Below are 23,162 nucleotides of genomic sequence, written 5' to 3'. Positions count from 1 at the left end.
ATATTAAAAAAAGGAAACAGCGGCAGGAGTAGGATCATTTTCTTTAATTCTGTTTCTGCATATTCTTTCGATTTCTAAAATATCAGTAACTCCCGAAATATAAATGACATCGGGAACATACTTATCGGGTTTGTTCTTTTCACTTACCATTTTCCCTGTGCGTAGTTCCATTGACATGTCTTCTTTTTTACTGTTTATTTCCATATTCCCGGAAAACTGCTCCCAGTCATAGGTGGTTATAGTTCCTTTTCGGTAATGAATCAGTCTGTTTGGAGTGCCCACAAAATTACCGCCTTTTTGAAAGAATGAGTAAAAACCGCTGCTTAAAATACCTATTCCTATTAAAACAAAAACTCCAATCAACAGTGTAGGAACAAGCATTTGGTCAAAATTCTCCCAGCTGCCGGTTACCGGTTCATCGTTTACTTTAAAATGAACCTCTTCGCCCTTAAAAAGCGGGACTATAAAAGCAAATACAAAAATGCTGATAAATGCTGTCCAGATGGTTCCAAAAATGATAAGTCCGAAGGAATTTTTTAAGGGCTGTTTTCTCTTGGCAAGAATAGAAAAATCAATTTTTTCTGTTCCAATAACTGATTTTAAATCGGGGGGCAATGATTGAATAGTGTTCAATTGTTTAATTCGTTTTTGGATGTTAGTTTTAAATGACTGCCCTGCTGTTTAGGCAGAAGCTTAATTTCAAATATATAAAAAATTGTGTACATATGCGATTTTGATTACTAAATTCAAACAGCAGGAATATTTTTTGTATCGGTTGCGGTGCTTTTAAATCATAAAATTTATTTCTAAGATTCCCGTTATAACCAGTAACTAGCGCAGTTCAAAGTCATTTGTATTACACGATACGTATTTTTTTATGATTATAATTAAACCATTTTCATAAAAACCGGTCAAACTAAAACGATTTCGCATTCATCTAAACACTTTTATTATGAATCAAAATGTGCTTTGGTCACTTCGTTTGGGTTTTACTGATAAAGAAGCATCGAAAATTTCTAAAAAAGAACTGGCTTCTTTTCTTGAAAATTCATTTTCGGCTCCAGTAGATTCCTCTATTCCTTCCTTTTTGGAAAACAGCCCAAAAACAATAGCTGAATTTCAGCAGTTTCGGGATTTGTATAAAAATGCCCCAAGGGAACAAAAACAGGAAAAACAGAAACTAGAACGGCAGACTTTTGAAGAAATGAAAATCTGGTGGATTGATAAAATGGTCACTTCAGAATTTCCGCTTCGCGAAAAAATGACTTGTTTCTGGCATAATCATTATGTGGCTGCGTTTTCAAAGGTGAAAGTAAATTACTGGCTTTTTCAGCACAATCAGATTTTAAGGAAAAATGCTTTTGGAAATTTCAAAACCCTGACTAAGGAAATTGTTAAAAGCAATGCAATGGTGCGTTATCTGGATAATACAGACAACCGAAAAGGCAAACTCAACGAAAATTTAAGCAGGGAATTATTGGAGCTTTTCACACTCGGAATCGGTAATTACTCGGAAGATGATATAAAAAACGGTGCCAAAGGCCTTGCTGGTCTAGGTCTAGGTGATGATGGAGCCGTTTACAGACCAAAATTTGAAGATAATGAGAGCTTTGTTTATTTTGGGAAAAAAGGCAGTTTTAAAATCGATGAAATGATTGACATTATTTTTGAACAGCCGAATATACCTTATCTGATTACCCGAAAAATAATGCAGTGGTTCATTTACGATAATCCAAAAGAAGAACTGGTTCACTACTATGGTGATTATCTGAGAAAAAAGGATTTTGAAATAAAGCCCTTATTAACCAAGATATTTATTGAAGAATTTGCCAAAAATAATGCTGGTTCCAAGATTAAAAGCCCATTGGAATATATTCTGCAACTGACAAACGAACTCAATATCGAAAACCCAAATGAAAGATTAATTGCTAAATTTCTAAGAGATCAAGGAATGGATCTGTTCAATCAGCCCAATGTAAAAGGGTGGGACGGAGGTAATTCCTGGCTTACTTCACAGGTTTTTTTACAGCGGAGCAATGTTGCTGATCTCCTTTGTAATGGTAAAAACTTAACTCGTGGGAATAAACAAAATATTGAAAATCAGATGATGGCTCAAAATCCAAATAGGCAGTTTAAAGTGAAACTGGATTGGGATAAAAGCGGAAGCAATAAAGTAATCATTGCCGAACTCGAAAACCGTCTGCTGTTTAAAACCGATGCATCCGATCAGGAGGATTTCGAAAGAATTTTAAAGTATGATTTTGACAGTAATACAGAAGGTTCGGACAATGCTGTATTGCGGTTATTCAATTTTATGGTAAAAACTCCTGAGTTTCAATTAATATAATAGTTAGAGAAAGACCATAAAGTTAAACTTAATGAGGGTTTTAGAATTTATGGCTTTTCAACCTTAAGACTTATTCATCATGGACAGAAGAAAATTTTTAGCGCTTACGGGAACATTTACAGGAGGATCACTTCTGTTACCTGATTTTTTATATTCTTTTGGCTCACAGACTAATTTGGTTTTGGGCGAACAATGTGTGGTTTTTGTGCAGTTAAATGGCGGAAACGACGGGCTTAACACTTTTATTCCTTTTGAAGATGCGCTGTATTATAATTCACGTCCGGCAATTGCTATTTCGAAAGGTGAGGTTTTAAATACTGCAAAAGGAATGGCTTTTCATCCTGCTTTGAAAGGGTTTGCGAGCATGCAGCAAAGCGGTGATTTATCTGTTATCCAAAATGTTGGTTATGCAAATCCGGTGCGTTCTCATTTCAGAAGCCAGGAAATCTGGCAGACAGCACCCACAAATCAAGAATATTTAAATGACGGCTGGCTTGGGCGTTATCTGGATCTGCAGTGCAGGGAGCATCAGCCTACAGCAGGAATAAATATTGACACTATTGATAACTTGGCACTGAAAGGAGATGAACCGAATTCAATTACTGTAAAAGATCCCGAACGGTTTAAAACCAAAAACAGACAGGAAAATGAAGGGCAGTTATCGGGAAATCCTCAATTGGATTTTGTTCGAAAAGTGGCAAACTCTGTTATAGAAGGTTCAGATGAAATTCAGAAAGCATTAGCAAAATCAGCTGCTTCAGATGTGGTTTATCCAAAAACAGGCTTGGCAAAAAACCTCGAATGGATTTCGAAATTGATAAAAGGTAACTTAAATTCCAAGGTGTATTATACTTCCCTTGGCGGTTTTGATACCCATGATAATCAGCTTTCTATTCACAAAAACAGATTGACTGAACTTAATGATGCTGTTTTTAGTTTCTACAAAGATTTAAAAAAATCACAGCAGTTACAAAACGTAACTATCGTAGTTTTCTCTGAATTTGGACGCCGTGTAAAAGACAACGGACGGGGAACTGATCACGGAACAGCGGCTCCAATGTTTATCATCGGAGGTAATAATCAAGGAAAAATTATTGGAAATAACCCCAATCTCAGCAATTTGGACAATGGTGATTTGCGCCATGAAATTGATTTTAGAAGTGTTTATGCTTCCATTTTGAAGAATAAACTGAATTTTGACTTTACAAAAATTGGAATCCAAAATAAAGTATTGGAGGGTTTGTTTTAAAAAACATAAATTTTATATATTAAGAATCAAGACAATAACCTATTTTTATCTCTCTTTAAATTAAATAACATGATGGATATTTCTTTAACAGAATGGGTAGGTTATTTAGCATCATTCGTATTGATGACTTCATTTTTAATGAAAAACATCAATACCCTGCGGATTGTAAATTCTGCGGGCTGTATTTTATTTATCATTTATGGCTTTATGCTGGCTGCTTCTTTGCCAATTATTATCACAAATGCATTTATATTGGGAATCAATATTTTGTATTTAATTAGACATTATCGTAGCCAGTAATGTGCATACCTGTCTTAAATTAAGACCAACTCATCAATTTAAATTCACATTTAGATTAGATTTCTTTGTGTTATAGCGTATTCGCGAGAGTTATACTTGGTGAATTTTTGTCAGGAAATATTAATCTATATGACTTCCGTGACTAATATCCAATCGATAATATTGGCCACAGATTATAAAGATTAACACAGATTTCTAAAACATGCATGTAAAATCTGTGAGAATCTGTGTAATCAGTGGCAAAAAAAACATTTAGTATGTTTTGCGGATAGGCATATTAATCTAACAGCATTGTTAGAATACTTTTTTTATTTAGAAAATCAAATGTATGGACCTCTTTTTAGTTATTTATAAATTTTAAAATAATCTTCAAAGTTGTAGCCTGCTGTTCTTCTCTTGTGATACTTGCTTGATTATCTTCTAATTGAAATCCATAATAACCAAATTGCGAATGATTAGCACCTTCTATTTTTTGAAATTGTGCTGTTTTTGGAAGTTTTGATTTATTGTCTAAAATTGATTTTTCGTCAGCTACACCGTCATTTGATCCGTAAATTTTTAAGATGGGTATTTTGCAGTCCGCTAGAGAAATCGTTTTTGGATGTGTACTGCCAATGAGTATCAGCTTGTCTATTAATTTAGGGTTTTCAAATACAAACTGAGCGCCCATTTTAGCTCCTAATGAATGACCCGAAAGGATGTATGTTTTGGTTTTATCACTAAGTAAGTGTAATTCTTTTGGTTTGTTATATCCTTTGGATGCAAGCTGCGAAGGTATTTTGATTAAATAAACCTGTATATTGTTTTCTGCTATTTTTCTGCAAAGCGGGACATATGCTTTTGGATCAACCATTGCGCCAGGAAAAAAATAAATACATTTTTAAATGCTTCTTTTGGCGTAAAACTATAATAATCATCAGTATTCAGTGTTTTAATTGTAGCGCTTTCTTCTAGTGACTGATTACTCACTCCATATGATTCTGATGAATAGAACAGCCAAAGCGTGAAAACTATCCCAGCTATTATCCAGATTTTCTTTAAGACTTTTTTTATAGTCGGCTTTTTTGCTGTCATGATTTCTTCAATCAATATTTCTGTTAGGGGTATTGATTATTTGGACGTAATTTTTCAGCAAGTCTTTTTGGTGCTGTTTCACAATAAGCAGTTGTCAAAGCATCAATAAATAAATCTTCGTGGACTTATTCCATTTCGATTAATGTCCAGCCTTGTTTGCCCCATTTGTTTTCCAGTGGATAAATAATGGTTTTATCTGCTGATGAAAAAAAGTCTTGGTCAATTTCGGATAATTTTATGCAGGCTCTTTTGAGTTTTTCATCATAGGTGGCAAAGATTTTTTTTTTACTCTGAAAGATGTTTTTTCAAAGTGTGGTTCCTCGGTGGCTTCAGGGAATGAAAGGGCTAGTTTTCGAAGGGAATCAATTGTTACCATTGGTTTTAATAATATTATTCAAATCGCCTAATTTGTATTCTTATTATCAATAACAAACAGTGAAGCAACGTAAGCTGTAAATGTTCCAAAAAGTCCAACTCCAGCTGTCATTAAAACTGATGCGATTATTCGCCCTTCTGTGGTAACAGGAAATTTATCACCATAACCAACCGTTGTAATCGTAACATACGCCCACCAAATAGCATCTTCAGCAGTTTTAATATTACTATTTGGATCTTTTTCTACTTGTAGTATAGCAATCGCAGAAAATATAATAAGTAAAACTGCAATGATAGAAACAGAGGTTAAGGCTCCTTGTGCTTTATTAGCAAAAATATGACTTATCAAATGTTTTGTTGATCTAAAAGCTCTAACGATACGAAGCAGACGTATTAAACGTAATAATCTTCCTGTTCGCAAATAATTTACCATTGGAATGCAAGAAATTAAATCAACCCAGCCCCAACGCATAAATTTTAATTTATTTTCTGTTTTGAAAAAACGAATACAAAATTCTACAAAGAAAAAAGCACAAATTGTGTTGTCTATATAATTTAAAAGAGTCGAAGTTTCAGGTGACAAAATTACAAAAGAATCAACAAGTAACGAACCTAAAACATATATTGATAAAATGATCACTAACAGATTTAAGATGCCAAGTTTATTTTCTAAATTTTCAATTTTAGTTTCGCTCATTTTTAGTAGTATATTAGTTTGGATTATCAATTATTTTGGTTTTATGTGACTAAATTTGTGCAGAATAACTCAGTTGAATTAAGCATTATTATTTTCGAAAGATATAAAAGATTCTTAAAAAATTTCAAATTGATTTTTTATTATTAAATACCTTCATTAAAGATTTCAAGCTCAAAAAAAAAATGCAGCCATTTCCAAAACAGCTGCATTTCTTATATAAAGAACTAATTGTACTTATTTTAAAGCCTTAAAAAGTATCTCAACAGGGTGAAATGCTTTTCGGCTGGTTCCGTCGCTAATTTGGTGTCTGCAGCTCGTTCCTGATGCAGAGATCAAGGTCGCTTGTTCTTCGGCACGGATGGTTGGGAATAAAACCAATTCTCCAACTTTCATCGAAATGTCATAATGCTCTTTTTCATAACCAAAAGAACCCGCCATACCGCAACAGCCGCTTGGGATATTAAGAACGGTATAATTTTTAGGCAACATCAAGATTTTTTTAAGAGGCACCAATGAAGACAAGGCTTTTTGGAAACAGTGACCATGCATTCGCACTCTTTCTGTGTTTTCTGTAAAAGAATCGGATGTGATGCGCCCTTCGTCTAGTTCTTTGGCCAAGAATTCTTCGATAAGCATCGCTTTGTCTGAATGTTTCTTTGCTTTTTCTTTCAAATCACCACGGCACAAATCAGGATATTCATCGCGGAATGACAAGATAGCCGATGGTTCGATTCCAACCAAAATGGCGTTTTCCGGCATTTCTTTGGCGAAAGCCTGAGTATTCTTTTCGGCGATTTCACGCGCTTCTTTCAGCATTCCTTTGGAAAGATAAGTTCTTCCGCTGATACTAATTTGAGGAACGACCACTTCATAACCTAATCGGTTAAACAGCTTCACGGCAGTCTGCCCAATTTCAACGTCATTGAAATTAAGGAATTCATCATTGTATAAATATACTTTCCCTTGAACGAAATTACCGGTTTGCTTGTAATTTTTTATCCATTTTGCAAAAGTAACTTTGTACATCTGTGGCAAGGATCTTTCGGTGGCAAAACCGGTTGCACTTTTCACAATGTTTCCAATGATTCCTTTGGTACCAAAATTATACAGCCAAGGCAATGAAGCAAATAATTGATTGATTTTTGGAGTATTACCGATTAACTTAGAACGGAATTTCACGCCGTTTTTATCATGGTATTGCTGTAAGGTTTCCGCTTTTAGCTTCGCCATATCCACATTCGAAGGACATTCGGATTTACATCCTTTACAGCTCAAACATAAATCAAGAACTTCAAGCAAAGCTTCGTCATCGAATTTATTCTGTTTGGTCGAATTAGTGATGGTTTCTCTCAAAATGTTGGCTCTGGCGCGGGTGGTGTGTTTTTCATCACGGGTTGCCATATAACTTGGGCACATTGTACCACCGCTTTTTTCGGTTTTTCTACAGTCTCCCGATCCGTTACACATTTCGGCAGCGCGTACAAATCCGTTGTGTTCAGAGAAATCAAAATACGTTTCTGGCATTGGAGTGTCTTGACCTGGATTGTATCTCAGGTTGGTGTCCATTGGAGGAGTATTTACAACTTTCCCCGGATTAAAAATTCCCCAAGGATCCCAAGTGTTTTTTACTTGGATAAACATTTGGTAGATTTCGTCTCCCAACATTAGCGGAATAAATTCCCCACGAAGTCTTCCATCTCCGTGTTCTCCACTCAATGAGCCTTTATATTTTTTAACCAAATGAGCGATATCGGTAGCTATTGTTCTGAACAGCGCAGTTCCTTCTTTGGTTTTCAAGTCAATGATCGGGCGAAGGTGTAATTCTCCTGTTGCAGCGTGCGCATAATGCACACAGCTGAGGTTTCGCTCTTTTAGAACGGCATTAAAATCTTCGATAAAATCAGGTAAATCGTTTACGTCAACGGCAGTGTCTTCAATTACCGCAACGGCTTTGGCATCGCCGGGAATATTAGACAATAACCCCAATCCGGCTTTTCTCAAGTTCCAGACTTTATTGGTGTCTTCGCCCCATACAATCGGGAAATGGTAACCCAAATTTTTGGAACGCATCAATTCTTCCATTTCTTTGGCCGCCTGCACGATTTCCTCTTTGGAATCTCTTAAAAATTCCACAACCAAAATCGCCTGTGGATCACCTTCCACAAAGAATCTGTTTTTGCTTTGCTCAATATTTTCTTTGGTACATTCCAAGATGTAATGGTCAATCAGCTCCACACTGTCGGGGTTGAACTTCAATGCTTCTAAATTCGCTTTCAATGACTCATTGATGCTGTTGTGGTGTACGCAGACCAAACCGGCGAACGGTTTTAGGGCATCAACTAAATTCAGTTTTATCGCTGTCGAAAAGAACAAAGTTCCTTCAGAACCTGCAATTAATTTACAGAAATTGAATTTTTCGGTTGGATCACCAAAAGGCTGGCTGTCTGCCAATAAATCTAAGGCGTAACCTGTGTTTCTTCTGGGAATGGTTTTCTTAGGATAATTTTCCTCAAATAAAGCTCTATTTTCAGGCGAACCTAGTAATTCTTTCGCTTGAACATAAATAGCCTGTTCCAATGGACTAACCACATTTACTCCGTTGCATTTGTCTTCAAATTCGGCATTGGTAAGCGCTCCAAAAGTAACTTCGTTTCCATCGGCCAAGAAACCTTTGATTTCCAACAAATGCTCACGAGTTGAACCGTAAATAACGGATCTTGCTCCACAGGCATTGTTACCTACCATTCCGCCGATCATACAGCGGTTACTGGTCGAAGTCTCAGGGCCAAAGAATAATTTATAGGATTTTAAATGTAAATTCAGCTCGTCGCGAATCACTCCGGGTTCTACCCAAGCCGATTTTTCAACCGGATCAACCGAAAGGATTTTGGTAAATTCCTGTGAAATATCAACCACGATTCCGTTTCCAACCACTTGTCCGGCAAGAGAAGTTCCGGCCGCACGCGGAATGACACTGCTTTTGTTTTCGCGGGCAAAAGCGATAATTTTTTGAATATCTTCTTTCGTTTTTGGAATGGCTACCGCCAACGGCATTTCTTTGTAAGCACTTGCATCAGTGGCATAAAGTGTACGTATGGTTTTGTCGTACAATAATTTTCCAGCTAATTGCTTTTCAAGATTTTCAAGCTTCATTTTATTTTAGATTTTAGATTAACGATTGTTGATTTCTGATTTTATAGCGAAAGTGTAAAGTTTGTTTTTTACAACAACGAAATCTGAAATCAGTCCCAATAATCTCGGGATAATCAACAATTTAAATCAAAATTGATAATCTTTTTTGTTTTAACAACTTTGCGCCTTTGCGTCTTTGCGAGCTATTTTTCTCGAAGAGTCGCAAAGACGCAAAGTCTTTTATATTTTATATTAACGATTGCTGATTTTTAATAAGACGAAATCTTCAATCAAAAATTGTTAATCAATAATCTGAAATCTTAATATAGAATTCTGTATCTAATTGTATTTGGAATCTCTTTTAATTTTTTCTCTAGATCCGTGTTGTGGAAATTATCAATATCTGTGATTACATAACCAAGAGTTTCGTTGGTCTTCAAATATTGTCCCAAAATATTGTTGTCATACTCCAAAAGAATATTGTTGATTTGAGCCAAAATACCTTTCACGTTTTCGTGTATGTGCATGATACGGTGCGCACTCTGCAATTCAGGCAATTGGATTTCAGGAAGGTTTACACTTCCGTAAGTAGTACCGGTATTGATGTAATTAATGATTTTTTGAGCAACATAATGTCCAATGTCTTCCTGTGCTTCTTCGGTACTTCCTCCGATGTGCGGCGTCAAGATTACATTTTTCATTCCGATTAATTCAGAAACGAACGGCTCGTCATTATTTTTAGGTTCTTCAGGGAAAACATCGACTGCCGCTCCGTGAATTTTACCATTTTTTAAGTTGGCTACCAATGATGGAATATCAACTACATGACCTCTAGAAAGGTTCAGGAAGATAACTCCGGGTTTCATGGCTTCAAAAGCATCGGCATCAATTAAATTTTTGTTGCTGGCGCGTCCGTCTACGTGAAGAGAAACCACATCTGAAAGTGCCAACAATTCTTTTAATGAAGAACATTTTTTAGCATTTCCAAGAGCCAGTCTGTCAACGGCGTCATAGAAATATACTTTCATACCCAATGCTTCGGCAACGATAGAAAGTTGTGATCCGATACTTCCGTATCCAACAAGACCTAATTTTTTACCACGTATTTCAACACTATTTGTAGCTGATTTGTCCCAAATACCTTGGTGCATCATATTACTTTTTTCAAAAGTGTTACGAACCAGCATAATGATTTGTCCCAAAGCCAGTTCTACCACTGATCTGGTGTTGCTGTACGGAGCATTGAAAACTGAAATTCCTTTCATGCTGCAGGCATTCAAATCTACTTGATTGGTTCCGATACAGAATGTCCCAACAGCATGCAGTTTATTAGCATGTTCCAAAACTTTGGCTGTAAGGTTGGTTTTTGAACGTATTCCAAGAATGGAAACTCCTTTTATTTTTTCGATCAGTTCGTCTTCATTCAGCGAACCTTTCATGGTTTCAACGCTATAACCTTCGTGTTCAAAGATTTTAACGGCATCTTGATGTATATTTTCTAATAATAAAACTTTAATTCTGTTTTTTGGATAAGAAACAGATGCTTTATAGGATAGTTCATAAAGGATTTCGTCCAATGACGGAGCAATCTGGCTGGCTTTTTCAACTACAATTTTACGGCTTACGTTTTCTGTAAAAGCAAAAAACTTAGAAACAGCACCGCCTTCAAGAGTTTCATAATCAGTATAACCGTCACCAATCATTATCGCTTCACCTTTAAGGTTCAATGATTTGATTTTCTTTACTTTTCCCTGGTTCTCACACAATTCATCTTTTTCATCAAAACCAATAATTTTTCCATCGTGGTCAAATTTGAAAGTGTTTGCTAAAACGTGTTCTGGTTTGATGCCATATTCAGAAACGATCGGGATGATGATTTCCTTAAAACCGTTTGAAATGATATAAATGTTTTCTGAATGCTGTTTGAAAAAAGACCTGTTTCGTATTACAGATGCTGTAACCTTCTTTTTAAGTTCCTCAATTACAGTTCCAATATGATCTCTGTTGGCCTGTAATAATTGAATTCTTTGAGTTAAAGATTCTTTCAATGACAATTTACCTTCCATTCCAAGATCGGTTAATCTTTGAATTTCGCTTAAAATTTGAGTTCCAGCGGCACTATCTTGGTAAATTACTTCGCATAATACATCTAGTGCCTCGACTTTCATAAATGTACTGTCAAAATCGAATATAAATGTTTCCTGATTTTCTGTCATCTTTTTAGTGTTTGTCACAAATAAAAATTATTTGTAAATTTTTTGCACAAAGATAAAACCTCCATTGCTATTCTGAAAATATATTGGTATAATACTGGCGCGTTTAACGATAATTGAGGTTATTGTTATAAATAGTATTTTTGACCGTGTATTATTAAATTTAATCCTCGAAAAGCAATTTTAAATTTTGTTTTATTTATTTTAAAAAGTGTTTTCAAAACAGGTTTTGCAAGTTGGAGATGATATTTTTTAAAAAAATTGAATAAGTTGTCATAATTCAAGGTTCAAAACAGCGAATATGATAACTTGAAGGAGTTTTATTAGCCACAGATTCACAGATTTTAATCTTTTTAATCTGTGAATCTGTGGCTAATTATTACTTTTCTTGTAATTTCACATCCGTACTTTCAAAAATTTTATCGGCTGATGAAGCTACAAATCCTTGATATAAATTTCCATTGGGCATAGCGTACCTCAAAGCAAATTCATAATAGCAGGATGGGATTTCAAATAAACCTTCTTCAAAATTTACTGAATATAAATCTGCCAAAGTACTTGATTGTTCTAATAACTGTTCAGGAGTTCCTTTAATTTTCCCGCCCGAAGCATTCAGTTTCCAGCCGTTTTCTTCTAAGAATCCGTTCAGTTCTTCCAGTTTTTCAAAATTCTGCAGTGCATTTACATTAATAGTAAAGTGATTGGCTCGGAAACCATATACGTACATCCAGGCCGCATATTCGGATTCTTCCAGCAATGATGTATAAATCGCATGAGAATTGGATTTCCAAATAGAACCGCTCAGTACTAATTCTGGGTTATTAAATTCGTTCTGGTCACAATCGCCCAAAATGGTTTTTACGGTTTGCAGTAATTTGTCAGAACATTTTTCCAATTCCAGTTCGGAGATGAAAATCCTTGGTGCATTCGCATCGGAAGTGTGCTCATAATGTTTGGCAAAAAGTTTTTTGGATTCAAAAACATATTCGCCTCTTGCTTCGTAACCAATAGCAAGAAATGGTTTTTCTAATACAGCAATATTGATGCGCGGATCATTAAAAGTACGGATCGCAATATGATCATTTTGTATTGTCTCACCTCTATCTGCTAATAAAGTATGTATTTTTTTGGCAGATGGTGTTATTGCTGCATATTGTTCCCAAAGTTTCGAAAGCAGTTGATTTTTGTCCATTTCTGTCTGTTTTTTTAATTGTTATAATGACTCAAAACTAGACAGAAATATTGTAAAATGACATGTTTGCATTTCGATTATTTATAAATACACTTTTTAATCTAATAAATATGTAATTTTGACATTTTTAAAAGCTGTTTTAGTTTTCGAATTGTCAATTTTATAGTTTCCAACCAAAAAGTAAGCAATGTTAAACTCCAAAAACAATGAAAATACTGATTATTTAGATCAGGAAATCATCAGAAAACTGAGCGAAAATGGAAGAATTCCTTTTTCTGAACTAGCCAAGGAATTGAAAGTGTCCAATTCTCTGGTGCATCTTCGTGTGAAAAAATTACAAGATTCAGGATTAATTACTGGTTTCTCGGTAAAATTAAATGCTAAAACGTATGGTTTTGAAACGATTACGTATACCGGAATTACTACTAAGGAAGCCCGTTTTTCGTATTCAATTGCAGAACAATTGAAACAGATTCCTGAGATTGTGGAATGTCATTGGGTTTCTGGCAAGTATGCTTTGTTCATCAAAATTGTTGCGGCAAATAATGAAGAGCTCCGTAAAATTATCTACGAACAAATTCATATTATAGAAGGAGTAGGGGGTACGGATTCTTTTATTTCTTTTGGTTCTGCATTTGAGAAAAACTTACCTATATAATATAAAACACGAATTTCACTAATTAGCACAAATTTGTTTGTGTCAATTAGTGAAATTCGTGTTGTTTTTTGTAACGCTATCTAAACCTCAAAACCTAAAACTTCCCTCACTCTGGCCAAAACGCCGTCAGCAACAAGACTCGCTTTTGCAGCCCCTTTTTTCAATAGCGCATCTACTTCGGGAAGGTTATTAATATAGTAGTTGTATTTTTCTCTTTCGTTTTTGAATTTTTCCAGAATCAATTCAAACAATGCTTGTTTGGCGTGGCCATAACCATAATTACCGCCAAGATAGTTAGCTCTCATGGTTTCGATTTGGTTTTCATCTGCAAGCAGCTTATATAAGGTAAAGCAGTTGCAGGTATCTGGATTTTTTGGTTCTTCAAGTGGTGTACTGTCAGTTTCAATACTCATGATCTGTTTGCGAAGTGCTTTATCATCCAAGAAAATATTGATAAAGTTATTGGCTGATTTGCTCATTTTTCCGCCGTTCGTCCCTGGAATGAGCATGCTGTCTTCCTGAATTTTTGCTTCTGGGATTACAAATGTTTCTCCCATTTGGTGGTTGAATCGGGATGCAACATCACGAGTGATTTCCAAATGCTGTAACTGGTCTTTTCCAACAGGAACAAATTCTGCATCATATAATAGTATATCTGCAGCCATAAGCATAGGATAAGTGAATAAACCGGCATTGACATCTTCTAATCGATCGGATTTGTCTTTGAAAGAATGTGCTAGTGTTAAACGCTGAAAAGGGAAGAAACAGCTTAAATACCAAGACAGCTCAGCAGTCTGTGCTACATCGGACTGGCGGTAAAAAGTTACTTTTTCTATATCTAAACCGCAAGCTAACCAAGCGGCCGCAGTACTATAAGTGTTGGCTCTTAATGTTTCTCCATTTTTAATCTGTGTAATAGAATGCAGATCGGCGATAAAAAGAAAAGATTCGTTTTCTGGTTTATTGGACAGCTCGATTGCAGGTATAATTGCGCCTAATAAGTTACCCAAATGTGGTGTACCTGTACTTTGAACGCCTGTAAGTATTTTTGCCATTTTTTGTTTTTTAAATCTCGTACGAGTATGATGAAGTATGTTATTTTTTTCGCAAAGTTAATTCTTTTGCCAAATTTTCCGCAAGTTTCCCTATTTTTGGAGGAATGAAATGAGTATTATTGTCATCTTGTTGATAATACTGACGGTAATATGCGAATTACATGCGATAAAATAGAATAATTATAGCAGCACATGAAAAGTATAAAAAAAATATTGTGGTCCGTTTGGAGAGTTTGGTTTTATGTGGTGATGCTTATTCCCATATTGATTATGCTTCCTTTTTTGGTGATTTCTATATTAACCGAAAGTGGTTATCCCTATTTTTTTAAAATGTCCCGGATTTGGGCCAAATGTGTTCTTTTTGGAATGGGCTTTTATTATAAAGTCGAAAAGGTTCAAAAATTAGACCGCAAAAAAAGTTATATGTTTGTTGCCAATCATACATCGATGACTGATATTATGCTGATGCTTGCAGTTGTAGATAATCCTTTTGTATTCGTTGGAAAAATGTCGCTGGCTAAAATTCCGCTGTTTGGTTTTTTCTATAAAAGAACAAGCATTCTTGTAGATAGAAGCTGTTCTAAAAGCAGAATGGAAGTGTTCGATCAGGCGCAGAAAAGAATAAACAGAGGTCTCAGTATTTGTATTTTTCCCGAAGGCGGTGTGCCGCATGATGAGTCTATTCTATTAGATGCATTCAAAGACGGAGCTTTCCGTTTGGCTGCCGATCATCATCTGCCGATAGTTCCTCTTATTTTTCCCGACAATAAAAAGAGATTATCTTATACTTTTTATAGCGGAAGTCCTGGTTTGATGCGTGCCAAAATTTTACCTCCTGTTGAAACAGTTTCTGCAGCTGGTGAATCTTTAGACCGAAAAGAACTTCGTGAACAGGTTCGAAATTTAATTTTAAATGAATTGATGGAGTTTCAAAAAAAAGATAGCGTCAAATAAAATTGACGGACACAAATTTTAAAACCATTAGAGCCTGTTTAAGTTTTATTTATTGGCTCTCTTATGATGATTTTTGGTTACAACTTTGTTAAATTTTCATACAATAGCTCTGCTATTTTATAAAAATTTGCCTTGTTTCACTCAAAAATCCTCTAATAATAAATCTCAAAAATAAAATTTAAACAGGCTCTTAATATTAAGATCCATTTAGAAAAATAAGAACTTAATTTTCCTTTATCTTAATATTTTAAATCTGATAAAAAAAGACCGCTGATCAGCGGTCTTTCAATTTTTATGCGTCAGCTAACTCTTTAATCTGAGTTTTGATTTTTTCTTCCAGTTCTTCAGCCAGTTCCGGATTGTCCTTAATCAAAGATTTTACAGCATCGCGTCCTTGTCCTAATTTGGTTTCGCCATAACTGAACCAAGAACCCGATTTTTTGATGATTTCAAATTCAACAGCAAGATCAAGTATCTCACCGGTTTTGGAAATTCCTTCACCGTACATGATATCAAATTCGGCTACCTTGAAAGGAGGCGCTACTTTATTTTTTACAATTTTTACTTTTGTGCGGTTACCCAAAACATTTTCTCCGTCTTTAATTTGAGTAGAACGGCGAATGTCCAAACGTACCGATGCGTAAAATTTTAAAGCATTACCTCCAGTAGTCGTTTCAGGATTTCCAAACATTACACCAATTTTCTCTCTCAGCTGGTTGATGAAAAATACAGTACAGTTTGTTTTGCTGATTGTTCCTGTTAATTTACGTAAAGCCTGTGACATCAAACGTGCGTGAAGACCCATTTTGGAATCTCCCATTTCACCTTCAATTTCGCTTTTTGGCGTCAATGCAGCTACCGAGTCAATTACTACGATATCAATCGCTCCGGAGCGGATTAAGTTTTCGGCAATTTCAAGTGCCTGTTCCCCGTTATCCGGCTGCGAAATGATTAGGTTTTCGATATCAACATTTAGTTTCTCAGCATAGTTTCTGTCAAATGCATGTTCTGCATCTATAAAGGCTGCAATACCTCCTGCTTTTTGAGCTTCGGCAATTGCGTGCAGGGTCAAAGTAGTTTTACCAGATGATTCAGGTCCGAATATCTCAATAATTCTTCCTTTTGGATAACCTCCAACTCCCAAGGCTAAATCTACTCCCAAAGAACCAGATGAAATTGTTTCAACCTCCTCAATGGCTTTATCCCCCATTTTCATTACAGTTCCTTTTCCGTAGGTCTTGTCTAATTTATCAAGCGTAAGCTGCAATGCTTTTAACTTAGCTTCTTTGTCCGAACCGGTCTTTTCTTTCATTTTTCTTCTGTGTTTATATGATTTACCAATTATATACTGGCGTAGATTTTTTTAGTGTTCGTAAAAATACTCCTTTTTTTTGAAGTCGCAATAGTTGATTTTTTAACAAAATGGGTTTTAGTATGGTGGTGTGATATCCTCTCAATGTTTCTTGTATAACGTTGTTAGCATAGGTTTTTATTTACAAATACATTTTTTAAAAAGATGTAAAGACGCAAAGCTGTAAACGAATATTTTTGCGCTCTTGCGTCTTTGTGTGAATGAACTAAAATTTAATTTAATGACATTGGCTTCTTTCACCTAGAAAATCATTTTGGAAATTCATGTTTATTAAGAGAACTTATTGTATTGAATTTTTTATTCTAATATATAAGTATACCCAATGCTTTCTATTTATAATTAATCAACAAATAAAGCTTTGAGTTCTGTTGCTTCATGTGGATTCATTTTTCCAGCCAGTACTAAACTCAATTGTTTTCTTCTCAAAGCAGCAGCATATCGGAGTTTCTCTAATTCGGTTTGAGGTTCGATCGGCGGAACATCTACAGGTCTTCCAGTGTCATCTACTGCTACAAATGTATAGATAGCTTCGTTGGCCTTAGTTCTATTTCCGGATTGTCTGTCTTCCACCCAGACGTCCAGATAAATTTCCATGGAACTCTTAAATGCCCGGGACACTTTTGCTTCTATAATTACAACGCTTCCAAGAGGAATAGATTTGTTGAAAGCAACATGGTTTACAGATGCTGTTACTCCTATGCGGCGCGAATGCCTTCCTGCAGCAATACTCGCTGCGCGGTCCATTCTGGCTAATAGTTCCCCACCGAATAAGTTATTCAAAGGATTGGTTTCGCTCGGTAAAACCAAATCGGTTAATATAGTTAAGGATTCAGAAGGGTGTTTTGCCGTCATATTTTATTTTAGATAATTAGTAAGCGATTTTTGTTTGTATTATATTTTTAGTTGAGTTATTTTTTACAGTTGACATTGCTATTGTAATTGTCATTGAATTTTGAAATTGTCTTAGTTCAGCCAATAAACTGCCATAACCGTAGGTATAAAATATAGGACAATAGTTCTGGCGCCATCATAATCTTTTGCCAGACGCTGTCCAAAAAGTAACATAATAAGAGTGATGCTGGAAAAAATTGCTCCGTATAAACCATATACTCTGCCGCTGTTAACAGCAAGTTCTATGGCTCCAACTGTGCATAAGACACCAGAAATTAATTCCAATATCAGAACATTCAGTAAAGCAAGTGGCACTTGATTACGTAAAGGAGTTTCTGCAAAATGTTCTTTGAGCCAGTCTAAATTTTCTTTCCAATGAAATAATTTGTCTTGGGAAGATTGTAAAAAAGTGATGGCTAAAAAAACTAATAATAAGATTGAGGCAATATTATTCATATGTAGATATTTATTGTTTTTTAATTGGTCGTATGTAATTTGAATAGCTGTTATTGGTCTTTCTTGCCAATTTTGTTCATGCCCATTTCATGGAGCTTTATTTTTTATGAATTAAACGTGTAAGTTTTATAGATAAATCTGTTAAAATTATTTTCGCATTTCCATTGCGTTCGATATGATACATAGCATCTGATATTTCTTTAAAAATGTCATTAATGTTATTGCCGTTTACAAAAGGAGCAAAATTTTCCAACTTGAATTTTGCAGCTTTGGTTTCTATATAGACAAGTTCTTTGGCTTCATAATTAAGCAGCAGAGCCTGACGGAACATTTCAATACAGAACTGCAAAAACTTTTTTTGAGTCTCTCTTCCTAGTGCGGCTATCTGTTCACTCCATTCGATCAAGTCCTGTATGGCAGCGGCATTTCCTTTGGCTTTGAATGCAGCCCGAACCCAGGTGACAAACCATTGTTCAAAAGGCGAAGCTTCATCATCTGCATTTAATAAGTGAAGTGCTTTGTTATAATTTCCCTGTGCCTGGTGCGCAATTTTTTGAGCAGTTTTTGGGTCTAATTCTTTTTTTTCGACAAGAGTATTTGCAATTAGCTGCTCGCTTAAACCATTAAAATGTGTTATCTGGCAGCGGGAACGAATTGTCTGAATTATATCTTCTTCATTTTCAGAAATGAGAAGAAAAACTGTTTTCTCTGGTGGTTCTTCTAATAATTTGAGGAGTTTATTGGATGCGGCGATATTCATTTTATCGGCCATCCAGATAATCATTATTTTATAACCGCCTTCATAGGATTTTAAGGACAGGGACTTTAAAATTTCCTGCGCATCGTCTACACGAATTTCGCCCTGCTTATTTTGAACACCTAATTTGTCATACCAATCAAATAAGCCGCCGTAAGGATTTTCTAAAATAAATTCCCTCCAATCCGAAATGAAATCGATACTTTTTGGTTTTTGTTTAACCTCTTCAGTAGTAACTGTAGGATAAATAAAATGCAGATCTGGATGGGTAATTTTTTCAAATTTGACTATACAGGATTCATTCGGACCTTGCTGGGAATTACATAATACATATTGAGCATATGCGATTGCCATTGGTAAAGTACCGCTGCCTTCGGGGCCAACAAACAATTGAGCATGAGGAATTCTGCCTGCATCGACACTTTTGATTAAGTGATTTTTAATGTATTCCTGTCCTAAAATTTTAGAGAATTGCATGTAGCAAAGATAAAAGAAAATGATAGTTTCAAAAATTTTCTATTACAAAGTTTAGAACTTGTTATTGCATAAATTATAAGTCTGTTTGAATTTTTTATATAATTGAAACGTATTCACGATGTGTTTTTTCAACTAATATTTGTTGATAACTTTTGAATTTCTTTTTTTCGAAATAATTAATTATGATTTCTTTAATTGTTTTAATAAGTAAAAACGTTCTTTTTGTTTTAAATTTTACTATTTTTAATTTTTTTAAATATCCAATATTTTCCGATAAAGTGCTGGTTATATAGGATATAATGTAAAAAACAGGTTGATTTTACATTAAAATATTCTAGATTTTATTTTTCAGGACTTGCAAATTCAATTTAATTGTATATTTTTGTTTTATTAATTAAAAAACCAAGATATGAAAGGGAAAATTATTTTTTTCAGTATTTTTATGTTAGCAGTAAGCTCATCAAAATGTATTGCACAGGCAAAACCTAACTTGCCTCAAAGTATTATTAGTACAAGTGCATCGATACGTACTTACAATGATGATAAAACATTGAAAGCGTTGTCAAAAGGTGAATTGGTAGAATTATACATTGAGCGTATGAAAGTGATTGTGAGAATACTGCCTAAAATTGGCTTAGCAACTAAGCCAGGTGTAACTATGACAGATTTAGGTATTCCAGATACAGCTGACAACAAAAAAGCTTTAGATTTAGATAAAGAAGCAACACAGACTTATTTAGATATTTCCGTTGATTATCTAAGAAAAATGCTCCCTTTTTGTGATAAAGGACAGCTAGTTAATGCAATTTTGTTCTATGAACAGACATTAAAATCATTACGAGATTTAGAAGGACAATAAAATATAAATTTTTAGAAAATTTATATTTTCTAAGTTCGATCTCAAACTCTTTTATGAGTAAATAATCTCTCCTACAGAGAAAAAATATTAATATCCCCCAAGCCTATGAAAACTAAATTTTTACTTATTTGGGTTTTTTTTACAGTTGTTAGCAATGTAAATGCTCAACAAGAAAAAGGAATTTTTGGATCAAGCAATTGGTTAAATAACTGGACAGAATTCAAACCTGCAAAAGCTGATTATGGTGAGGCAACTCAAATCCTTGCTGGTAATATTACAGTAAATACAAGATTAACAAAAAAGGATGTATACATTATCCAAGGTAATGTATATGTTACAAATAATGCTGTACTTACTATAGATCCGGGTACTATAATTATTGGTGATTCTGATTCTAGAGGAACTTTGATTATTACTAAAGGTTCTCAAATTGTTGCAGAAGGTCTAGAAACAGATCCTATTGTTTTTACTTCTAACAAAACTGCTAAAAAAGCAGGGGACTGGGGAGGTATCGTTATTCTTGGCGATGCCCCAATTAATAAATTCGGACTTTATTCTTCAATAAACTATGATGATTTAGATCCTGCATTGACAACTTATGGCGGTAGTAATCCTGCAAGTTCGTCAGGAGTATTGAAATTTGTCAGAGTAGAATATGCTGGAAAAAAAGCTAGAGGTGCTGAAAACTTTGATGCAATTTTGCTTGGAGGTATTGGAAATAAAACAATCTTGGAAAACATTATGGTAAGTTATGCTGCTGGTGAAGCTTTTGATGTATTAGGCGGCGAGCCTGCAATGTCTAAATTGGTTTCATACAGATGCAACGGTTCTGATTTTAAATTTTCACTAGGAACACAGGCTAAGATTGACAATTCATTAGCTATAAGATCTTCTTATGTAAGTAATAGCGGCGGCTCACGCTGTTTAGATATTTCTTCGTATGTTAAAAAAGAAGATGCCGATTTTACTAAAAAACAAACATCAGTTACTGCTACAAACCTTACTTTAGCAAATGATAGTGATGATATTGATACAGACGTAAAAGCAGGATTAGTAAAAGAAGCTGTTTTAGTAGCTGAGAATACTACACTGGTTTTAAGAAAAAGCGTAATATCTGGTTTTAAACCGGCTATAATATTGGATTCTAAAATCGATATTAATGAAAAAAATCTTAAAAAGATTAGAATCGAAGAAATGTATTTTAATTTCTGCAGCGGAAATATATTTTCAGCAGGCTCTTTAAATAATGAAGATTTGGAGAGTTATTATGGAGCTAATGCTTTCTTTAATTTGTATTCTAAAACTTCTAATATTGAAACATTTAATGATTTTGCAAATCCTAGAAGACCAGATTTTAGACTAGCACTTACTAAGTTTACTGCTTCTACAAAATAAAACTAAACTTCGTATTAAATATAAAAATGAAAGTTAGACCTCAAATAATTATAGGTTTAGCTTTCATTTTATTACATAAATAAATCATTTCAATTGTTTGCAGATCCTATTATATAGAATAAACAAATTGGTTGATCTCTTTTTATTACTGAGTAGAAAATTGGATTTTATCCCCAATGAAATGCAATAAATATCGACCTATGAATAGAAAACCTACTTTTTTATTTTTTTCTAATATATTTTTATTTTTTTTAATGTTGATGGCAGTTCCTTCAACACTAGGATTATTTGCACAAACAATTTCTCCTCAAAAATTGCCTTTTGATAAAATTTGTGCTGGAGGTCCTCATCCGACAGACCCAGCTAAGGTGTTTAATGAATATCAGGCACAATTCAAAATTGCTGGTTTTGATCCAAGTGAAACTTTTGCCGTTGAGTTATCAGATCAAAACGGTTCATTTGCAACTCCTACAGCTACTATTCCCTTGGAATCTTTAGCAGGAACTCCTCCTGATACTTCAACGGATAAAACATTGACTTTTGCTATTCCTACTAATTTATCTGGGTCTGATAAATATCAGCTAAGAATTAAGAGCAGTTCAGGTGTAGTAAGTACTAGTTTTACAATATATGGTACTGTCAGCACCAAATCATTTTCTGCCTATTTTAAATCTTATAACGGAGCTTTTTTTATCAATGACAAGAAAAATTCTGTTAGTTTCTGCAGCGGCGGAAGTGTTACATTAACAGTTTATAATCCGGATCCAAGTACTCCGAGTTCATCACCTGCTAATTATCAGCATTTAAAATACAACTGGTATAAAGATGATGTTTTGATTCCAGGCCAATCGTCCAGTTCAATAATTGTAAATGGACCTGGTCTTTATTTTGCAAAATTAAATTATGGCCCATGTTCTGACGATAATTACAGATCACAGGGTATTAATGTTATAAGTTCTGCTGGAAGTGGCGGTGCTTTAATCTCATCAAGTAAAGGAAACCCTTTCTGTTCTTCCGAGACTACAATTTTAATCGCCTCTTATGGTAATTCTTATGTTTGGAGAAAAGATGGTGTCGTTATTCCTGGTGCTGCAGATCAAACATATACGACGAATGTTCCTGGAATATATACTTGCGATATTGATTTTGGAGGCTGTAATGATACCGCTAAAATCGATTTAAAAGCAGTTGGTGCAATTAATGCCAATAGTAGTATTGTTGCTGAAGGAGAAACATTGTCTGTTGATCAGGGAAATACATTAATAGTGACAACTACAACTAATGTTTCAAATCCGGTTTATCAATGGTATTTTAATGACAGTCCTATTCCTGGTGCTGTGCAAAGTGCTTTGGATATAACTCTTGCTGGAAATTATAAATTGACCTTATCTGGATGTGTATTCTCTTTTAAAGTAAAATATAGTTCTGTAATAAATTATAATGTGCCTAAGATTTCAAATGTTGTTAGTCCTAATAATGACGGTAATAATGATAGTTGGATTGTACCAGATATTTATAGCAATACAAATACCCATGTAACGATTTTGAGTTCTTTGGGCGAAATTGTATTTGAAACCGATAACTACGATAATTATAACGGCTGGCCTCAATCTGATATTGAATTCAAGAATTTCAATCCTGTTTTTTATTATATAATTGCTCCAAATGGCGATTCAGCCAAAAAGGGTTCGATAACTCTTCTTAAATAA

General features: G+C 34.6%; 20 protein-coding genes. 8 read left to right on the top strand and 12 right to left on the bottom strand.

Annotated features, from left to right (window positions below; genetic code table 11):
* Positions 1 to 3 precede the first annotated feature (3 nt).
* On the bottom strand, positions 4 to 633 hold the full coding sequence (locus OZP07_RS21880; RefSeq protein ID WP_281636778.1) for a hypothetical protein: 630 nt from the start codon (positions 631 to 633) through the stop codon (positions 4 to 6).
* Positions 634 to 952: 319 nt separating this feature from the next.
* On the opposite strand from OZP07_RS21880, the gene OZP07_RS21875 reads away from it, so the two are divergent.
* The 3 genes from OZP07_RS21875 to OZP07_RS21865 all read left to right on the top strand — a co-directional run bounded on the left by OZP07_RS21875 (position 953) and on the right by OZP07_RS21865 (position 3,896).
* The gene (locus OZP07_RS21875; protein WP_281636777.1) at positions 953 to 2,347 is read left to right on the top strand and encodes a DUF1800 domain-containing protein; all 1,395 of its coding nucleotides are present in this window, start codon (positions 953 to 955) and stop codon (positions 2,345 to 2,347) included.
* A 79-nt stretch (positions 2,348 to 2,426) separates the two neighbouring features.
* The gene (locus OZP07_RS21870) at positions 2,427 to 3,596 is read left to right on the top strand and encodes a DUF1501 domain-containing protein (protein ID WP_281636776.1); all 1,170 of its coding nucleotides are present in this window, start codon (positions 2,427 to 2,429) and stop codon (positions 3,594 to 3,596) included.
* Positions 3,597 to 3,665: 69 nt separating this feature from the next.
* Positions 3,666 to 3,896 carry a uroporphyrinogen decarboxylase gene (locus tag OZP07_RS21865; RefSeq protein WP_281636775.1) on the top strand — a complete coding sequence of 77 codons (231 nt, stop codon included), beginning with the start codon at positions 3,666 to 3,668 and terminating at the stop codon, positions 3,894 to 3,896.
* A gap of 340 nt (positions 3,897 to 4,236) precedes the next feature.
* Here the strand turns inward: OZP07_RS21865 and OZP07_RS21860 are convergent, their stop codons facing one another.
* The 6 genes from OZP07_RS21860 to OZP07_RS21835 form a co-directional block, all read right to left on the bottom strand.
* Positions 4,237 to 4,749, bottom strand: coding sequence for an alpha/beta hydrolase (locus OZP07_RS21860; protein ID WP_281636774.1), 513 nt, complete (start codon positions 4,747 to 4,749; stop codon positions 4,237 to 4,239).
* The gene (locus tag OZP07_RS21855; protein WP_281636773.1) at positions 4,707 to 4,970 is read right to left on the bottom strand and encodes a hypothetical protein; all 264 of its coding nucleotides are present in this window, start codon (positions 4,968 to 4,970) and stop codon (positions 4,707 to 4,709) included. Before OZP07_RS21855 ends, OZP07_RS21860 begins: the two co-directional genes overlap by 43 nt.
* Positions 4,971 to 5,373: 403 nt before the next feature.
* Positions 5,374 to 6,042, bottom strand: coding sequence for a potassium channel family protein (locus OZP07_RS21850; protein WP_194643939.1), 669 nt, complete (start codon positions 6,040 to 6,042; stop codon positions 5,374 to 5,376).
* Positions 6,043 to 6,276: 234 nt separating this feature from the next.
* The gene (locus OZP07_RS21845; protein ID WP_281636772.1) at positions 6,277 to 9,195 is read right to left on the bottom strand and encodes an FAD-binding and (Fe-S)-binding domain-containing protein; all 2,919 of its coding nucleotides are present in this window, start codon (positions 9,193 to 9,195) and stop codon (positions 6,277 to 6,279) included.
* Between the two features lie 299 nt (positions 9,196 to 9,494).
* On the bottom strand, positions 9,495 to 11,390 hold the full coding sequence (gene serA, locus OZP07_RS21840) for a phosphoglycerate dehydrogenase (RefSeq protein WP_281636771.1): 1,896 nt from the start codon (positions 11,388 to 11,390) through the stop codon (positions 9,495 to 9,497).
* Positions 11,391 to 11,766: 376 nt separating this feature from the next.
* Positions 11,767 to 12,579 carry a DUF1338 domain-containing protein gene (locus tag OZP07_RS21835; RefSeq protein ID WP_281636770.1) on the bottom strand — a complete coding sequence of 271 codons (813 nt, stop codon included), beginning with the start codon at positions 12,577 to 12,579 and terminating at the stop codon, positions 11,767 to 11,769.
* A 187-nt stretch (positions 12,580 to 12,766) separates the two neighbouring features.
* Here OZP07_RS21835 and OZP07_RS21830 point away from each other — a divergent pair, with 187 nt between their 5' ends.
* Positions 12,767 to 13,237 (top strand): Lrp/AsnC family transcriptional regulator, encoded by a 471-nt coding sequence (locus OZP07_RS21830; RefSeq protein ID WP_281636769.1) that lies wholly within the window; start codon positions 12,767 to 12,769, stop codon positions 13,235 to 13,237.
* Between the two features lie 80 nt (positions 13,238 to 13,317).
* Here OZP07_RS21830 and trpS read toward each other — a convergent pair whose 3' ends face one another.
* A complete protein-coding gene (trpS, locus tag OZP07_RS21825; protein ID WP_281636768.1) occupies positions 13,318 to 14,292 on the bottom strand; it encodes a tryptophan--tRNA ligase in 975 nt (324 codons plus the stop codon).
* 192 nt (positions 14,293 to 14,484) lie between these two features.
* On the opposite strand from trpS, the gene OZP07_RS21820 reads away from it, so the two are divergent.
* Positions 14,485 to 15,246 carry a lysophospholipid acyltransferase family protein gene (locus tag OZP07_RS21820; RefSeq protein ID WP_281636767.1) on the top strand — a complete coding sequence of 254 codons (762 nt, stop codon included), beginning with the start codon at positions 14,485 to 14,487 and terminating at the stop codon, positions 15,244 to 15,246.
* 292 nt (positions 15,247 to 15,538) lie between these two features.
* Here OZP07_RS21820 and recA read toward each other — a convergent pair whose 3' ends face one another.
* The 4 genes from recA to OZP07_RS21800 form a co-directional block, all read right to left on the bottom strand.
* Positions 15,539 to 16,558: a recombinase RecA gene (recA, locus tag OZP07_RS21815; protein WP_194643926.1), complete on the bottom strand. Its 1,020-nt coding sequence runs from the start codon at positions 16,556 to 16,558 to the stop codon at positions 15,539 to 15,541.
* 399 nt (positions 16,559 to 16,957) lie between these two features.
* A complete protein-coding gene (locus OZP07_RS21810; protein ID WP_194643924.1) occupies positions 16,958 to 17,470 on the bottom strand; it encodes an acyl-CoA thioesterase in 513 nt (170 codons plus the stop codon).
* A gap of 111 nt (positions 17,471 to 17,581) precedes the next feature.
* Complete coding sequence (locus OZP07_RS21805) at positions 17,582 to 17,965, bottom strand: DoxX family protein (protein ID WP_281636766.1); 384 nt, start codon at positions 17,963 to 17,965, stop codon at positions 17,582 to 17,584.
* A 97-nt stretch (positions 17,966 to 18,062) separates the two neighbouring features.
* Positions 18,063 to 19,199, bottom strand: coding sequence for a DNA polymerase III subunit (locus OZP07_RS21800; protein ID WP_281636765.1), 1,137 nt, complete (start codon positions 19,197 to 19,199; stop codon positions 18,063 to 18,065).
* 409 nt (positions 19,200 to 19,608) lie between these two features.
* On the opposite strand from OZP07_RS21800, the gene OZP07_RS21795 reads away from it, so the two are divergent.
* The 3 genes from OZP07_RS21795 (at position 19,609) to OZP07_RS21785 (ending at position 23,162) form a co-directional block, all read left to right on the top strand.
* Positions 19,609 to 20,058, top strand: coding sequence for a hypothetical protein (locus OZP07_RS21795; RefSeq protein WP_281636764.1), 450 nt, complete (start codon positions 19,609 to 19,611; stop codon positions 20,056 to 20,058).
* A 105-nt stretch (positions 20,059 to 20,163) separates the two neighbouring features.
* Positions 20,164 to 21,453, top strand: coding sequence for a hypothetical protein (locus OZP07_RS21790; RefSeq protein WP_194643917.1), 1,290 nt, complete (start codon positions 20,164 to 20,166; stop codon positions 21,451 to 21,453).
* 260 nt (positions 21,454 to 21,713) lie between these two features.
* A complete protein-coding gene (locus tag OZP07_RS21785) occupies positions 21,714 to 23,162 on the top strand; it encodes a T9SS type B sorting domain-containing protein (protein WP_281636763.1) in 1,449 nt (482 codons plus the stop codon).

This window comes from Flavobacterium marginilacus (assembly GCF_026870155.1).
Lineage (GTDB): Bacteria > Bacteroidota > Bacteroidia > Flavobacteriales > Flavobacteriaceae > Flavobacterium > Flavobacterium marginilacus.
The sequence above is the reverse complement of the archived record's forward strand: the minus strand, read 5'-3'. Positions and strand labels throughout refer to the sequence as shown.

Bases quoted from the DNA above. Each gene is read 5' to 3' on its own strand.
- OZP07_RS21875 (WP_281636777.1), top strand. From the start codon at position 953: ATGAATCAAAATGTGCTTTGGTCACTTCGTTTGGGTTTTACTGATAAA.
- OZP07_RS21870 (WP_281636776.1), top strand. From the start codon at position 2,427: ATGGACAGAAGAAAATTTTTAGCGCTTACGGGAACATTTACAGGAGGA.
- OZP07_RS21865 (WP_281636775.1), top strand. From the start codon at position 3,666: ATGATGGATATTTCTTTAACAGAATGGGTAGGTTATTTAGCATCATTC.
- OZP07_RS21860 (WP_281636774.1), bottom strand. From the start codon at position 4,749: ATGGTTGATCCAAAAGCATATGTCCCGCTTTGCAGAAAAATAGCAGAA.
- OZP07_RS21855 (WP_281636773.1), bottom strand. From the start codon at position 4,970: ATGACAGCAAAAAAGCCGACTATAAAAAAAGTCTTAAAGAAAATCTGG.
- OZP07_RS21850 (WP_194643939.1), bottom strand. From the start codon at position 6,042: ATGAGCGAAACTAAAATTGAAAATTTAGAAAATAAACTTGGCATCTTA.
- OZP07_RS21845 (WP_281636772.1), bottom strand. From the start codon at position 9,195: ATGAAGCTTGAAAATCTTGAAAAGCAATTAGCTGGAAAATTATTGTAC.
- serA (WP_281636771.1), bottom strand. From the start codon at position 11,390: ATGACAGAAAATCAGGAAACATTTATATTCGATTTTGACAGTACATTT.
- OZP07_RS21835 (WP_281636770.1), bottom strand. From the start codon at position 12,579: ATGGACAAAAATCAACTGCTTTCGAAACTTTGGGAACAATATGCAGCA.
- OZP07_RS21830 (WP_281636769.1), top strand. From the start codon at position 12,767: ATGTTAAACTCCAAAAACAATGAAAATACTGATTATTTAGATCAGGAA.
- trpS (WP_281636768.1), bottom strand. From the start codon at position 14,292: ATGGCAAAAATACTTACAGGCGTTCAAAGTACAGGTACACCACATTTG.
- OZP07_RS21820 (WP_281636767.1), top strand. From the start codon at position 14,485: ATGAAAAGTATAAAAAAAATATTGTGGTCCGTTTGGAGAGTTTGGTTT.
- recA (WP_194643926.1), bottom strand. From the start codon at position 16,558: ATGAAAGAAAAGACCGGTTCGGACAAAGAAGCTAAGTTAAAAGCATTG.
- OZP07_RS21810 (WP_194643924.1), bottom strand. From the start codon at position 17,470: ATGACGGCAAAACACCCTTCTGAATCCTTAACTATATTAACCGATTTG.
- OZP07_RS21805 (WP_281636766.1), bottom strand. From the start codon at position 17,965: ATGAATAATATTGCCTCAATCTTATTATTAGTTTTTTTAGCCATCACT.
- OZP07_RS21800 (WP_281636765.1), bottom strand. From the start codon at position 19,199: ATGCAATTCTCTAAAATTTTAGGACAGGAATACATTAAAAATCACTTA.
- OZP07_RS21795 (WP_281636764.1), top strand. From the start codon at position 19,609: ATGAAAGGGAAAATTATTTTTTTCAGTATTTTTATGTTAGCAGTAAGC.
- OZP07_RS21790 (WP_194643917.1), top strand. From the start codon at position 20,164: ATGAAAACTAAATTTTTACTTATTTGGGTTTTTTTTACAGTTGTTAGC.
- OZP07_RS21785 (WP_281636763.1), top strand. From the start codon at position 21,714: ATGGCAGTTCCTTCAACACTAGGATTATTTGCACAAACAATTTCTCCT.